17 protein-coding genes are annotated in these 14,109 nt (G+C 72.5%); 9 read left to right on the top strand and 8 right to left on the bottom strand.

Annotated elements, in window-relative coordinates; translation table 11 throughout:
• Positions 1-135: 135 nt before the first annotated feature.
• Positions 136-897, top strand: coding sequence for an SGNH/GDSL hydrolase family protein (locus Asi03nite_RS08910; RefSeq protein ID WP_203678067.1), 762 nt, complete (start codon positions 136-138; stop codon positions 895-897).
• Positions 898-1,133: 236 nt separating this feature from the next.
• Here Asi03nite_RS08910 and purU read toward each other — a convergent pair whose 3' ends face one another.
• From purU to Asi03nite_RS08895, 3 genes are all read right to left on the bottom strand, one after another.
• A complete protein-coding gene (gene purU, locus Asi03nite_RS08905; protein WP_203678066.1) occupies positions 1,134-2,042 on the bottom strand; it encodes a formyltetrahydrofolate deformylase in 909 nt (302 codons plus the stop codon).
• A gap of 182 nt (positions 2,043-2,224) precedes the next feature.
• Entirely contained in the window at positions 2,225-2,542 is a 318-nt protein-coding gene (locus Asi03nite_RS08900) for a DUF3349 domain-containing protein (protein ID WP_203678065.1), read from the bottom strand.
• A 52-nt stretch (positions 2,543-2,594) separates the two neighbouring features.
• Positions 2,595-3,569 carry an inorganic phosphate transporter gene (locus Asi03nite_RS08895; RefSeq protein WP_444978640.1) on the bottom strand — a complete coding sequence of 325 codons (975 nt, stop codon included), beginning with the start codon at positions 3,567-3,569 and terminating at the stop codon, positions 2,595-2,597.
• An 81-nt stretch (positions 3,570-3,650) separates the two neighbouring features.
• Here Asi03nite_RS08895 and Asi03nite_RS08890 point away from each other — a divergent pair, with 81 nt between their 5' ends.
• The 8 genes from Asi03nite_RS08890 (at position 3,651) to Asi03nite_RS08855 (ending at position 8,603) form a co-directional block, all read left to right on the top strand.
• Positions 3,651-3,869, top strand: coding sequence for a hypothetical protein (locus tag Asi03nite_RS08890; protein ID WP_203678064.1), 219 nt, complete (start codon positions 3,651-3,653; stop codon positions 3,867-3,869).
• 155 nt (positions 3,870-4,024) lie between these two features.
• Positions 4,025-5,248, top strand: coding sequence for a low temperature requirement protein A (locus tag Asi03nite_RS08885; protein ID WP_203678063.1), 1,224 nt, complete (start codon positions 4,025-4,027; stop codon positions 5,246-5,248).
• 109 nt (positions 5,249-5,357) lie between these two features.
• Positions 5,358-5,588: a hypothetical protein gene (locus Asi03nite_RS08880; RefSeq protein ID WP_203678062.1), complete on the top strand. Its 231-nt coding sequence runs from the start codon at positions 5,358-5,360 to the stop codon at positions 5,586-5,588.
• A gap of 193 nt (positions 5,589-5,781) precedes the next feature.
• On the top strand, positions 5,782-6,471 hold the full coding sequence (locus Asi03nite_RS08875) for a DivIVA domain-containing protein (RefSeq protein ID WP_203678061.1): 690 nt from the start codon (positions 5,782-5,784) through the stop codon (positions 6,469-6,471).
• 125 nt (positions 6,472-6,596) lie between these two features.
• Positions 6,597-6,965: a YbaB/EbfC family nucleoid-associated protein gene (locus Asi03nite_RS08870; RefSeq protein WP_203678060.1), complete on the top strand. Its 369-nt coding sequence runs from the start codon at positions 6,597-6,599 to the stop codon at positions 6,963-6,965.
• Positions 6,962-7,303: a hypothetical protein gene (locus Asi03nite_RS08865; RefSeq protein ID WP_203678059.1), complete on the top strand. Its 342-nt coding sequence runs from the start codon at positions 6,962-6,964 to the stop codon at positions 7,301-7,303. The genes Asi03nite_RS08870 and Asi03nite_RS08865 overlap by 4 nt, the downstream gene beginning before the upstream one ends.
• 5 nt (positions 7,304-7,308) lie before the next feature.
• Positions 7,309-8,298, top strand: coding sequence for a WXG100-like domain-containing protein (locus Asi03nite_RS08860; protein ID WP_203678058.1), 990 nt, complete (start codon positions 7,309-7,311; stop codon positions 8,296-8,298).
• Between the two features lie 17 nt (positions 8,299-8,315).
• A complete protein-coding gene (locus Asi03nite_RS08855) occupies positions 8,316-8,603 on the top strand; it encodes a hypothetical protein (RefSeq protein ID WP_203678057.1) in 288 nt (95 codons plus the stop codon).
• A 45-nt stretch (positions 8,604-8,648) separates the two neighbouring features.
• Here Asi03nite_RS08855 and Asi03nite_RS08850 read toward each other — a convergent pair whose 3' ends face one another.
• The 5 genes from Asi03nite_RS08850 to Asi03nite_RS08830 all read right to left on the bottom strand — a co-directional run bounded on the left by Asi03nite_RS08850 (position 8,649) and on the right by Asi03nite_RS08830 (position 14,106).
• Entirely contained in the window at positions 8,649-9,308 is a 660-nt protein-coding gene (locus Asi03nite_RS08850; protein WP_203678056.1) for a DUF3455 domain-containing protein, read from the bottom strand.
• A 39-nt stretch (positions 9,309-9,347) separates the two neighbouring features.
• The gene (locus Asi03nite_RS08845; RefSeq protein WP_203678055.1) at positions 9,348-9,512 is read right to left on the bottom strand and encodes a hypothetical protein; all 165 of its coding nucleotides are present in this window, start codon (positions 9,510-9,512) and stop codon (positions 9,348-9,350) included.
• Positions 9,513-9,515: 3 nt separating this feature from the next.
• Entirely contained in the window at positions 9,516-10,502 is a 987-nt protein-coding gene (locus Asi03nite_RS08840; protein ID WP_203678054.1) for a radical SAM protein, read from the bottom strand.
• A gap of 69 nt (positions 10,503-10,571) precedes the next feature.
• Positions 10,572-12,632: an ATP-binding protein gene (locus Asi03nite_RS08835; protein ID WP_239102552.1), complete on the bottom strand. Its 2,061-nt coding sequence runs from the start codon at positions 12,630-12,632 to the stop codon at positions 10,572-10,574.
• A gap of 214 nt (positions 12,633-12,846) precedes the next feature.
• Entirely contained in the window at positions 12,847-14,106 is a 1,260-nt protein-coding gene (locus tag Asi03nite_RS08830) for an SGNH/GDSL hydrolase family protein (RefSeq protein ID WP_203678053.1), read from the bottom strand.
• Between the last annotated feature and the right edge of the window lie 3 nt (positions 14,107-14,109).

The following is a 14,109-nucleotide window of genomic DNA, read 5'->3' as shown; positions in this document are numbered from 1 at the left end:
CGCGGTGAAGCCGGCCCGGCCCGGAGGGTCGGCGCGGCGAGGCCGGTCACGCCGCACAGGACGCCGCGTGCCCGGATCCCGTGGGGGCCTAATGTTGGGACTGATCAACTCGGGTACGACCGGCAGGAGTGCGGGATGCGGTACGTCGCGATCGGGGACAGCTTCACCGAGGGGATGGGCGACACCCAGCCGGACGGAAGCGAGCGGGGCTGGGCCGACCTGGTCGCCGCCGGGCTGGCGGCCGGGCTCGGCGAGCCGATCCAGTACGCGAACCTGGCCATCCGCGGCCGGTTGCTCCGGCCGATCGTCACCGAGCAGCTCGACGCCGCGCTCGCCCTGGACCCGAAGCCCACGCTGCTGTCGCTCAACGGCGGCGGCAACGACATGATGCGCCCCGGCGGCGACCTCAAGACCCTGGTCGAGATGACCGAGAACGCCATCCGGCGGTGCCTGGACAACGGGGTCCAGGTCCTGCTGCTCTCCGGCGCCGACCCGTCGGCGCGCCTGCCGATGGGCGGCTCGATGCGGCGCAAGGGCGAGGCGCTGACCGCGGCGGTGGCGCCGCTCGCGGAGAAGTACGACCTGACCTTCGTCGACATGTTCCACGATCAGGAGATCCAGCGCGCCGGCTACTGGTCCGCCGACCGCCTCCACCTGAACGCGGCCGGCCATCGCCGGGTGGCCAGCGTGGTGCTGACCGCTCTCGGACATCCGACGCCGGCCCACGTCATCGATCCCGGTCCCGGGGGGAAGGGTGGGCTGCTGGCGGAGGCCCGCTACTACCGGGAGCACGTGCTGCCGTGGATCCAGCGGCGGTTGCGGGGCCAGTCCTCCGGCGACGACCGCACCGGCAAGTACACGAGCTGGATCTCCGTCCCGACCACCCAGCCCGCCTGACCCCACCCATCGGGCCCGAACCACCCGCCTGCCGCGCCCAGCCCGGCCCGGCCGCCGGGTGGCCCAGCGCCCCGGCCCGCCGAGCCGCCCGGCAACGCGCCGCCGCTGACTGGCACGCCCCGGCCTGCCGCCCTCTGATCCGCGGGCGCCTCCCCGGATGCCAGCCGGGATCGTGTGGCTGGGCGCGAGGCGTGTGTTCCGGGGTCGGCGGGACACCCTCACGACCAGCTTGGGGATCAGCCGGCGAAGACGATGGTGTGGTTCTCGTGGCGGATGACCCGGTCCTCGCTGTGCCAGCGGACCGCCCGGGAGAGCACCGCCCGCTCCACGTCCGCCCCGCGCCGCTGCAGGTCCGCCACCGTGTCGGCGTGTGAGACCCGGATCACGTCCTGCTCGATGATCGGCCCCTCGTCGAGATCCTCGGTGACGTAGTGGGCCGTCGCGCCGACCAGTTTCACCCCGCGCTGCTTCGCCTTGGCGTACGGCCCCGCGCCGATGAAGGACGGCAGGAAGCTGTGATGGATGTTGATGATCGGGACGCCCACCCGCCCGATGAAGTCCCCGCTGAGGATCTGCATGTAGCGGGCCAGCACGATGAAGTCGACGTTGCCCCGCAGCAGCTGGAGGTGCTGGGCCTCGGCGGCGGACTTGTCCGGACCGGCGGACGGGACGTGGAAGAACGGGACGCCGAAGAACCGGACCTCGTTCGCGGTGTCCGGGTGGTTCGAGATCACCATGGACACGTTGATCGGGAGCTCGCCGCGGCGGTGCCGCCAGAGCAGGTCGAGCAGGCAGTGGTCGTCCTTGGAGGCGAAGATCGCGACGCGCTTCGGGACGGACAGGTCACGCAGCGTGTACTCCAGCTCGAAACCCTCGGCGAGCTTGGCCTGCAGGTCCAGCTCGACCTGCGGGAGCCGGGCCTTGAGGTGGTCCAGCGCGAAGACCGTGCGCTGGAAGAACGCCCCGCCGTGCGGGTTGTCGGAATACTGGTCCAGCGACACGATGTTGGCGTCGTGCTTGCCGAGCACCGCGCTGATCGCGGCCACGATGCCGGTGCGGTCCTTACCGTGCACGATCAGGACGGCCTGGTTGTCGGTCGGCCCGGGCTGGGTGCGGACCGCGGGTGCGCTCTGGGTCACCGTCACGTCGGTCGTCCTTTCTGTCGCCGGCGTCCGAAAAGCTGATCGAGATCGACGTCGCCGGGTGGCACAAGATCTGATCAGCAATTCTTCCGTAACCGGGCCGATGCCGGTGGCTCGGGTCCAGTGATCGGGACCGGAACCCGGACGCCGCCCACCTGCGCCGCCCGGGTTCTACCGAGCCGCCCTCACTCCGTGGGCGGGTCGGCCAGTGGCCAGCCGCCGGCGGCCGGATGGGCGCAGACCCGGACCACGTCGGCCGGGGTCGCCTCCTGCAGCATCGTCTCGCTGATCAGGTCCTCGATCTCGGCGCCGGTGATCGGGCCGTCGCCGGGGCGGGGCTGGGTGACCAGTTCCCGGGCGATCCTGCGGACCTCGTTCTCGGTCAGCTTGCGCCGCAGCAGGCCGAGCAGGACGACGTAGTCCCGCCGGGGCACCCCCTCCGGGTACCCGGCGCGCAGCCAGCCCACGGCGCGGGTGACGAAGTTGGACCGTTGCTCGCTCATGTCGCTCCCGGTCAGTGCTCGTCGACGATGGTCGGGTAGAGGTGCTCGAAGCTCAGCGCCTTGCCGGAGCCGGTCGCCGCGACCGACGTGATGCCCCTCTCAGCTCGCCGCGCCGGCGGTGACCCTCGGCGCGGCGGCCGGGGCGTCCCACTCGTCGTTGACGTTGTTGTGGCCGATCGGCTGCCGGCGCGAGCGCAGGTACATGTGGACGGCCAGGGCCACCAGGACGGCGAAGACCACCAGCGCGCCGGCCAGTCCGCCGATCAGGTCGCCGGCGAACCACATCAGCGCGCCCACCACGGCCGCCGCGGGCAGCGTGATCAGCCACGCCGCCACCATGCGGCCGGCGACCGCCCAGCGCACCCGCGCACCGGGCTTGCCGACGCCGCTTCCCAGGATCGAGCCGGTCGCGCAGCGAGGCCGAGCCGATCTGGCCCCAGCGGAAGCCGTTCCCGGCGAACCGTGCCGCCACCCCCGCGGTGATCCGGTAGATGATCCAGGTGCCGGCCGCGGCGACCAGGCCGGCGATCACCGGCGACATCAGCGCCGGCAGGATCACCTTGCCGACCACGCCGTCCAGTTTGCTGCCGTCGCCGGTCCACTTGACGCCGGACCAGCCGAGGCCGGCCACCGCGGAGCCGATCAGGCCGCCGAACAGCGCGTGCGAGGAGCTGGAGGGCAGGCCGAGCAACCAGGTCAGCAGGTTCCAGAGGATGCCGCCGACCAGGCCGGCCAGCACGATCAGCAACAACCCCCGGCCACCGTCGGACAGCAGCTCCGGTTTCGGTATGCCGTCGCTGTTCTGGATTCTGACCACCGCGTTCGTGACGGTGAGCGCGACCTCCACGGAGAGGAACGCGCCGACCAGGTTGAGCACGGCGGACAGGAGCACGGCCACCTTGGGACGCAGCGCGCCGGTGGCGATCGAGGTCGCCATCGCGTTGGCCGTGTCGTGGAAACCGTTGGTGAAGTCGAAGCCGAGGGCGGTGACGACCACGAGAACGAGGACCACTGTTGTTTCGGTCACGGGAAAAGCGTCTACCCCGTTCCGCGGGGCCATCCAGCGTCCGGGCGCCGGTTGTTCACATTTCGTCGATCATTGGCCGCGATGAATAACGGCGTTAACCGCCATTTCGGCTGCCGCGAGGTTTCAACTCTCGGCGGCCTGGTGACCGGCGAGCTGAGCACGTCGTCGGGGATGGCCGGGTCGCGCCGGGCGTGGTGGTCGCGACCCGGAATGGTACGGCCCGCGGTCACCACCAGCCGGGCCACCTCGATCGCGCCGTGCGCCTGGAAGTGCGTGTTCTCGGCGACCCCGTCCGGATGATTCGGCGAGGCGCCGGCGCCGAGCCGGAGGAAATGGTCCTGGGCGCGGGCAATCGCGGGGTACGGCGGAGCAGCCGGCCACCTGTCGCATCGGTGCGCCCCTGATTCCGCCGGGCCCCGACTGGGTATGCCGCGCGCACGACCTGGGGAGGTGCGATGGCCGACGCGAAGGCCGAGCGGGAGCGGCTGGACCGGGAGGACGAGGAGGAGCGCGAGCTCGTCCGGCCACCCGACGTCAACCGTGACTCCAACCGCTCGGCGACCCGGCTGGAGCTCTTCTTCGACCTGGCTTTCGTGCTGTTCGTCGCGCGCTGCGCGGACGTGCTGGCCGGGCACGAGACGCTCAGCGGCGGGTTCCGGTTCGTGGCGATCCTGGTGGCCGGCTGGTGGGCGTGGGCGAGCACCACGCTCTACGCCAACCGGTTCGACACCGACGACGCGATCTTCCGGCTGCTGACGCTCACCGGGATGGCCGGGGTGATCGTCATGGCCGCCTCGGCCGAGCAGGCGATCGGCGAGCACGCGCGCTGGTTCGCAATGGGGTACGTGCTGCTGCGCGTGGTGCTGATCGCCGGGTACCTGCGGGTGTGGCGCAACCTTCCACAGGCGCGGGCGGGGATCCGGCCGTACCTCTGGGGTCATGCCGCGGGCGCCGCCTGCTGGACCGTCTCGCTCGCCCTGCCCGGTCCCGCCCGCTACGTCCTGTGGGCCGTCGGCGTCCTGCTGGACCTGATCGGGCCGACGCTGGCGGCCCGAGTCCCGGACGCGCCGCCGCTGCACATGCAACACCTGCCGGAGCGTTTCGGGCTCTTCGTCATCCTGGTGCTCGGCGAGTCGGTGACAGCAGCCGTGGTGGGCCTGCGCGACGGGCACTGGGCGGCCGAGGTGGTGGTCACCGCGACCTTCGGCTTCCTGGCCGCGGCCGCGCTCTGGTGGTCCTACTTCGACCTCTCCGGCGGCGCGGCGAAACGCCGCCTGGTCGAGGAGGGTGGCGAGCACACCCGCCAGGGCGTGCACGACTTCTATGTGTACGCCCATCTGCCGCTCGCCGTCAGCCTCGCGGCCGTCGCGGTCGGGCTGGAGCACGCCGTCCTGCACGGCGCCGAGGACCATCTCACCTCGGGCGCCCGGGGCGTGCTCGGCGCCGGACTGGCCGGTTACCTGCTCAGCGCGGCGGTCGTGCAGGGGGTGCTGTCCCGGCGGTGGCGGGCCGCGGTGCTCTGGCCCGGACTCGGGGCGCCACTCGTGCTGCTGCTCACGCTGCTGCCCGGGCTGTCGCCGGTCGGGGTGGTCGCGTCGTGCGCGGCGGTTCTGGTCGGCGGGGTGGTCACCGGGGTGCTGCAGCACCGGGCCGGGGAGGTCCGGGTCGCCAAGGTGTGACATCCGACCGTGCCCGAAGTCGCAGGTGCCGAGTAATTACATTTACTTCGGACAATGCGCTTAGGGGGTGGGGCGGGTGGCCGGCTGGTGGCGCAAACGGTGGCCTCGAATGATCGGATTCGACGCCGGGTTCATCCCGCAGTTGCTCTGCGTGGGTGACCGGACGCCGGCCGCCCTGCCCGGCGCACTCTGCGTGATGGTGGTGTCCCTCGCCGTCGGCGTCGGGCTGTGGCAGGCCCGGGAGCCCCGGCGGGTGTCCGCCGGCCGGTCGATGTGCCTGGGCTCGGTGCTCGGCGTCGGGCTGCACGCCGCGGTCGCCGTCCACCTCGGGCTGCCCTGACCGGCACTGGGCGCCCGAGCCTCCGGCCGGTACTATCCGTGACCTGCACGCAGTGGCCCGGGCGTGCTCCTGCTCACATCGAGCCTGGTCAGCGGCTTCAGGGCCGCGTGATCATGCCCACGGGCGGTAACGTGCCGCTGTTGCGTAGGATTTCGGGCCGCACCACGTCCGCCGACGGGAACCGAGGAATGCGATGCCGCTCACCCCAGCTGATATCCACAACGTGGCCTTCAAGAAGCCGCCGATCGGCAAGCGGGGGTACGACGAGGAGGAGGTCGACGCCTTCCTCGACGAGGTCGAGCAGGAGCTGATCCGCCTGCTCGAGGAGAACAACTCGCTCCGCAGCCAGGCATCGCGCGGCGGTGGCGGTGCCGGCGGCAACCCGGCCGCGACCATGGTGATCACCAACGAGTTCGCCGACCTGCAGGCCCAGCTCGAGCGCTTGCAGGAGGCCCGCGCCCGGGCCGAGCAGAACGCCCGGAACATGCAGTCCCAGCTGGAGCGGGCGCGCAGCGCCACGCCGTCCGGCGCGCTGCCGACAGTCGGCGACGACGACCGCAACGCCCGGGTGCTGATGATGGCCCAGCGCACCGCCGACGAGCACATGCGCGACGCGCAGCGCGAGGTCGAGGCGCTGCTCGAGGCCGCCCGCGGCAAGGCCGACCAGCTCACCGCCGAGGCCCAGATGAAGGCCAGCACGATCGAGAGCGACGCGCGCCGCAACCACGCCGAGGCGATGGACAGCCTGGTGGAGAAGCGGGCCCAGCTGCTCGACGAGATCGAGAAGCTCGGGCAGCTCGCCCAGGGCTACCAGCAGGCGCTGACCAACCACGTCACGCAGCAGCTGATGGACCTGACGAACGGTCCCGACTCCACCGAGTGACCTCCGGTCGTCGGAGCCCCGCGGACTTTTTTCGTTCCGCGGGGCTTTTTCATTGAACGCGCTCCATCTCTCCGCTGTATTCGGCGGCACAGGGGGTGAGCGCCACTTCACACGGCGTTCCCCCGATGGCCGATGTGGAGGGCGCCATGGGGGACTTCTCGTACGGTCCGGGCCGGTCGTCCGGCGCATCCGCCGAGGCCGCCGACGGCCGGGTCCGGGTCGAGCTGGACGCGGACGGCCGGCTGGCCGACCTCTATCTCGATCCGCGGGTGGCGTACCTGCCGCTCGACGAGCTGCGGGCCGCGCTGATCGAGGCGTTCACCGCGGCCCAGGACGAGGTTCGGGAGCGGGCCGGCTCGCGGTATGACGGGGCGGCGGCCCCCGAGCGGCTCCGGGACGCGCTGGCCGAGTCGTCGGACACCGCGGAACGGCGGTTCGCCGAGATGTCCGTCGCGCTGTACGACCTGAGCCGGCGGGCGGCCCGGCCGTGGTGAGCGGGCGGCTCCGGATCGACCCGGACAGCGTCGCGGCGGCCGGGCGGGACCTCGCCGGGGTGGCCCGGCGGATGGCCGACGACCTGGGGACACTGGAGACGGCGGTCGGGGCGTCGTCGAGTCCCTGGGGCGCGGACGAGGCCGGGAGCGTGTTCGGGCTCGCGTACCGGGCCGCTGCCGATCTCGCGCTGGAGGCCATCGGGTCGTACACCGAGCAGGTCGGCTTCGCGGCGGCGACGCTGATCGTGCAGGCCCGGTCGGTCGTGGCCGAAGACGCCGCGGCGGCGTCCGATCTGTACGCCGCCGGCTCCGTGTCGTCCCCGGGCGGCGGGGGGTAGCCGCCATGACCATCACGCTGCCGCCCGAACTCATCGAGCCGCTGAGCTGGATCGGCCTGGAGTGGCCGGAGGCCGACGAGGACCAGCTCCAGGCGGACGGCCGGGCGTGGATCGAGCACGGCACCCGGATGCGGGCCCACGCGGAACAGGCCACCGCGACCGCCCGTCAGGTCTGGCTGGCCAACGAGGGCGCCGGCGTCGAGGCGTTCGAGCGCTGGTGGAACGGCGAGGACGGGCCCGGCCGCCACCTGACCGAGGCGGCCACCGCCGCGGAGCTCATCGGTGGCGCGCTGATCGCCATGGCCGGTGTGACGATCGGACTGAAGGCGGCGTTCCTCGCCCAGCTCACCGCCCTGGCGATCGAGGTCGGTCAGGCGGTCGCGACGGCGACTGTCACCGCCGGGGCGACGCTCGCCGAGATCCCGGCGTGGATCGCGCTGACCCGGACCGCCTGCCGCAAGCTGATCCACGAGGCGATGGCGCTGATCGAGCGGGAGATCGCCGCCCTGCTCCGCAAGGCCGCCGGGATGCTGGAGCGGGCCGGCGCCCGGACGCTCGCCGAGAAGACCGTCGACGGCAGCCGCAGGACCGCCTTCCGGGGCCTGATGCACGAGGTGGAGAACGCCGACGTGCGCAGCCCGGTCAACGGCGCCACCTTCTACTCCGGCGAGCAGCCGGGCGGCGAGAAGATGCGGTCGTTCGCGGAGAAGCAGGTCGACGGCGTCACCTCGACGACCCTGGAGATGACGCCGGGCGGCCGGCGCTTCGACGACATGCGGCTCTTCGAGGCCGGGTCGCCGGTCGCCCGTAACCAGGCGTACGGCATCTGGCAGCGGCTGTCCGAGCGCTACGCGCAGAACGCCACCGGCGAGGCCACCGCGTGGACGCACAACGCGTGGTCGCGAAGCGTCTGGAACACGGCGGAGAAACCCGCGTTGCAGGCGAACCCGAACATCACCAGGATCATTGAGAACGATCCGTTCGGCGTGACCTGAGCTGGGAGGCCACCGGCATGACGGTGCGAGCACTGCAGGCGCAGAAGGCGCTGCACGTGGAGAGCGGCGTGACGCTGGCCAGCGCCGGCCGCGAGGACGTGATCCTCCAGCTCGGCGCGCACACGCTGCTGATCGCTGTGGAGTCCGGGGTGTCCCGGATCCGGTTCACCCTGCCCGCGGCGCCGCGCTGGGACGACAACGGCGAGCCGCTGCCGCCCGAGCTGGCCGGCAACCTGCGGGGGATCATCACGGAGATCGCGCGGTTCTGGGAGCAGGAGCCGGAGTTCGAGATCGCCTGCCGCTAGCCGGCCGGCCCGGCGGTTGCGCACCGGACCGGCCGACCGGCTGGATCAGGCGGCCGGGGCGTCCCAGAAGACGTACAGGGCCTGGTAGGGGACGCTGGTCTTGTCACCGGCGGCGCACGCGCCGGCCGGGGCCACCCCGCCCGAGGTGTAGAGGCGGCTGACGTAGTCGGCCTTGCTCAGCACTCCCTTGCCGGTGTGGCTGTTCACCTGCAGCAGCAGCTCCGGGATGGTGCCGGTGCGCGGCGTGTCCTTGACCTTGGTGGCGGTCACCAGTGAACCGTCCCGGACCGACTGCCAGCTCGGCCCGGCGAAGTGGTGGATCCTCCCGCCGGTGCCGAGCAGCTGCGCCTCGGGCGTCGACGCGCCGGTGTAGCCGCCGGCGGCGCCGCCGGCCGGGACCACGCAGGTGTAGGTCTGGGTGCCGGTGACGACCACGTAGGCGCCGACCGGCTTGGAACCGGCCGGCGGGCGGATCGCCTCCGGGATCGCGGAGAGCGCCGGCGCCGCCGCCTTCGGCCACGGCGTGGCGGCGCCCGCCGCGGCCCGCGCGGCGTCGGCGACCTGGGCCGCCGGGGCGGCCGGGGTCACCGGGGCCGTCTCGGCGGCCGAGGCGTCGAACGTGACCGCGCCGATCGTTCCGGCGGCGGCTGCCAGGCTCCCGGTCAGAGCCAGGGCACGGATCCGGGCACGCTTGGTACGAAACATGAATCCCCCTGCGAGTACGGGTGGGCCCCCTGCCCACCGTCAGCTGTCACGGAGTTCCGTCCACAACGGATCGAGATCGACGGGGACAATGTCCGTTCGTACCACCCATTCCCGTTGATCGTTGCCGGTCGGGTGATGTGCGGTCCAGCCTCCCGCGATGATCCGGTCGACCTGATCGGGCGCCGAGGGGAGGCGCGCGGTCAAGACTCAGAAGGTGTGCCGGTAGAGGGAGCACCCGCGGCACACGTCCGGTGGGTCGGCGCTGTCCAGGCGGCGGCGGAAGTCGCGGTACGCCGCGCCGTGCCAGATCTGGGTGAAGCTGGACTCGTGGAGCGAGCCCAGACTCACCCGGTCGTCGCCCATCACCATGCAGCACGGCTGGACCACTCCGGCGCTGGTCACGTACGCCGCCTCCCACGGCCAGGCGCAGTTGCCGCCGCCCTCGCCGGTCAGGCTCGGCAGGCGCAGGCGCAAGCCGGTGTCCGCGGCGGCGTCCGTCGCCGCGGCGAAGGCGCCGCGCGCGGCCAGCTGGTCCGCCCCGGTCCACAGGGCCTGGGCCGCGGTGAACGACCGGATCTCGTCGTACCCGGCGGCCGCGTCGTCGAAGCTGTGCGACAGGTTCTGCACCCGCAGCTCGTTCACCCCGATCCCGGCCAGCAGTCGGACCAGCGCGGGCAGCTCGGCCACGTTGTCGCGCATCGCGACGAACACCACCCGGATCCACGGCGTCGCGCTGCCGGCCGCGCGCTTCGCCGCCACCAGCCCGGCCAGGTTGCCCAGCACGGCGCCGAAGCTGGCGCCCTCGCGGATCGCCTCGTAGACCGCCGGGCCGGCCCCGTCCAGCGAGACGTGCAGCCAGTCCACCCGGCTCGCCACCAGCTCGTCGGCGCGGCGCCGGCTGAGCAGCGTGGCGTTGCTGTTGAACCCGACCCGGATCCCGCGGCCGACCGCCGTCGCGATCATCTCCGGGAGGTACGGCGACAGCAGCGGCTCGCCCAGGCCCTGCAGGGTCAGCTGCCGCAGCGGCAGCTCGTCGACGAGCCGGTGGAACAGCTCCGGTGGCATCGCCCCGGCCAGCTTGTTGACCGGCGGCCGGTACCGGACCAGGCACATGGTGCAGCGCAGGTTGCAGGCCGAGGTGACTTCCAGCTGCAGATGGGCGGGCAGCGGCGGAACTTCGGTCAGGGCGGGCATGCCGGGCGCATGCCCGCCCTGATGCCGTCAAAACCGGATGACGGTGACGCGGTACGTCCGCGTCCGCGATCAGGTCTCCCGGGCACTCACCGCCGCCGGGTGGAGGTTCTCGACGGCCGCGGCCACCTTGTGCAGCAGGTCGGCGGCGGTGAACGGCTTCTCGACGAACGCGATGTCGCCGTCCAGCACGTGGGTGCTGCCGAGCAGCCCGTTGCTGTAGCCGGACATGTAGATCACCGGCAGGCCGGGCTGCCGCTCGGTGAGCAACTCGGCCAGCCGCGGCCCGGACATCTCCGGCATGATCACGTCGGTCAGCAGCACGTCGCAGCCGTGCTGGTGGTATCGGGCCAGGGCCTGTCGACCGTCGGTGGCGGCCACCACCTGGTAGCCGTTCTCGGTCAGGATCCGGGTGATGATCCGCTGCAGGGCCGCCTCGTCCTCGACGACCAGTACCGTCCGGCCGTCGCCACGCGGCGGGCCGGCGCCCGGCCGCTCCCCGCGGGTCACGTCCTCCGGAGCGTCCACCAGCGGCAGGTAGATCCGGAAAGTGGTGCCGACGCCCGGCTCCGAGTACAGGTTCACGCTGCCACCGGCCTCGGTGACGATGCCGTACACCGTGGCCAGGCCCAGTCCGGTGCCCTTGCCGCGCGGCTTGGTGGTGAAGAACGGCTCGAAGATCCGCTCGGCCACCTCCGGCGGCATCCCCTCGCCGGTGTCGCTGATCTCCAGCCGGGCGTACCGGCCGGCCGGCAGCGGCGGCTGCATGTTCAGCTCGTCGCCGTCCAGCTCGGCGGAGTTCGCCTCGAGGACCAGGCTGCCGCCCTCCGGCATCGCGTCGCGGGCGTTGATCGCCAGGTTGAGCAGCACTTGCTGGAGCTGGCCGGGGTCGGCCCGCACGGTCAGCGGCACCTCCGACGGCGCCACCACCAGATGGATGTGCTCGCCGATGGTGCGCTCCAGCATGGCCTGGGTCTCGGCGAGCACCGCGTTGAGCGCCACGTTGCGCGGCTGGATGGCGTCGCCGCGGGTGAAGGTGAGCAGCTGGCGGGTGAGGTTGGTGGCCCGCTCCACGGCGGTGCGCACCTGGATCAGGTCGTTGTGCACCTCGGGCCGGTCGGCGGTCTCCTCCAGCGCGAACTCGGTGTAGTTCGCGATGATCGCCAGAATGTTGTTGAAGTCGTGCGCCACCCCGCCGGCCAGGTTGCCCAGGCTCTCCATGCGCTGCGCCTGCTGGGTCCGCTCCTGCACGGCGCGCTGCCGCTCGGCGTGCTCCTTGGCGGCGGTGACGTCCCGGGCCACGGTGGAGATCCCGGTGAGCGCGCCGGTGTGGTCCCGGATCGGGGTGACCATCAGCGAGACGTCGACAGGGGCGCCGTCCTTGCGCAGGCGCCGCGTCTCGTAGGTGACCCGCCGGGCGCCCTCGCGTATCCGCGACAGCACCTCCCGCTGATGCGCGTCGCCCGCCCCGGCGTCGGCCAGCACGCCGACCGGCTGCCCGATCATCTCCTCGGTGGGATAACCGAAGATCCGTTCCGCGCCTTGGTTCCACGCGGTGACCAGGCCGTCCGGGGTGAGCCCGATGATCGCGTCGTCGCTGTGCTCGACGACGGTGGACAGCGTGATCCGGTGTGCCTCGGCCACGTCCCGGGCGGCCTGTTCCCGCGCGTCCGCCTCGTCCAGCCGGCGGTGGCTCCACGGGTCGACGTAGATCGCGCCCTTGCCGAGCAGCATCCCGTAGCTGCGGCGCAGCGACCAGTAGTAGACGGCCACCGCCGCGGTGCAGGCATCCCAGATCGCCGACGTCCAGAACCAGTCACCGGGCGGGGCGTGCCCAGGATGCCCGCCATGCGGCCGGACCGCTGCCAGCAGAGCGATGAACGCGTGCAGCCCGTGCCCCACCGCGCAGCTGAAGAAGATCATCGCGGTGGCGATGGCCAGCTTGTTGGTACGCAACTGGCCGGCCCGCGTCACGGGCACCGCGATGGCCATCGTGATCGCCGAGTAGGCGACCATGATCACCAGGTTGGCCAGCAGGAACATCTGGTCCGGCACCTCCGTCTGTTCGGCCGCCGGCCGGCGGAGCTGAGGGCCGTTGTGCTGGGAGCGCTCCCATGCAGCGATGTCGGTCACTGCCCGCCCCCGGAGGGAACGCAGATGCGCGCACTCGCGCGGCTGGCCCTGGCCACCTGTGTGCCGTTCGGCGGGGAGGCCTTCGGCTGCCAGGTGCGTGCCGGCGGCCGGCAGCCAGGGGCGGGACACGTCTCGGGGTGCTGGGGGTGGAGCCCGGCACGGCGGCGGAGAGCCCCTTGCATCCGCATCACCGTGCCGGGCCGTCCGGGGGGACCTAGAAGAGACGGCGCGGGACAGCGGCGGCCAGCGCGCCGTACCCCGCCGGATTCAGGTGCAGGTGATCTCCCACGTCGAACGCCGGGTCGAGCCGGCACGGCGCCGCCGGATCGGCCACCGCGGCGGCGAAGTCGACATAGGCGTCGAACACCCCGCCCCGGATCACCCCGTTCACCGCCACCCGGGCACGCTCCCGCAGGCCACCGGGATCGTCGTAACCGGTGTTCCCGCCGAACGGGGTGATCGTCGCGCCGTACACCCGCAGGCCCCGGGCGTGCGAACGCTGGACGATCTGCCGGTACGCCCCGGTCAGCGCCGTGATCACCTGACGCTGGGCGGCCTCGGTGGCCTCGGCCGTGCCGATGTCGTTGACGCCCTCGAAGACCAGCACCCAGGCCGCCCCGCTGACACCCAGCACGTCCCGGTCGAAACGGGCCAGGACGTTCGGTCCGAGCCCGTCGTGCAGCACCCGGTTGCCGCCGGCCGCCTGGTTCAGGATGGCCAGCCGCGGGTCGCGCCACCGCGCCGCCAGCTGGTCGGGCCAGCGGTCGTTGCCGTTCGTGGTGGAGCCCCGGCCGTCGGTCAGCGAGTCGCCGAGGATCACCACCCCGGCCGCGTCCGGGGCGGTGACCTCGACGCCGCTGAGCAGGTACCAGTGGTCGACAGGCGTCGCGCCCGGCAGGTCCGGCTCGGTCACCCGATCACCGTCGGCCAGCCAGGAGGTGGTGCGCGATCCGGGGTGCGAGGTCAGGTTCAGCCCGGCCTGCCCGGTGGCGAGATGGACCGTGACGGCCAGCGCCGACCGGGCCGCCACCGGGATCGCCACCGGGTCGGAGACGATCTGCGCGCCGGCCGGCACCACGACGGACGCCTCGCCGCCGAAGGTCAGCGCCCGCGAGCTGCCGGGCACGATCTCGGACGTTCCCGATCGGCCGCCGGCCGGGAGCGCGATCGCGGCCCGGGTGAGCGGCAGGTCGGTGGTGCCGAAGGCGTTCGAGAACCGCACCCGCAGCGACTTCCCGCCGATCGAGGTGCGCACGGTCTGCCGCAGGGTGCTGTCCACCAGCACCGCGTCCGTCCCGGTGAAGGGCGCCGGTGGCAGATTGCCCGGTTCGGTGAGCTGCGGCATCGCGGTCCAGGTGTGCACCCAGCCCGCCCGGGTGGAGCCGGGCGTGGGTGGGGCCGCGGAGGCCGGGTCCGGCACGAGACCGGCCGCGGCCATCCCGGCGGAGCCGGCCAGAAGAGCACGCCGTTTCATGAT

Source organism: Actinoplanes siamensis, assembly GCF_016862395.1.
Lineage (GTDB): Bacteria > Actinomycetota > Actinomycetes > Mycobacteriales > Micromonosporaceae > Actinoplanes > Actinoplanes siamensis.
Note: the sequence above shows the minus strand (reverse complement) of the source record. Positions and strands in the feature narration are given on the sequence as shown.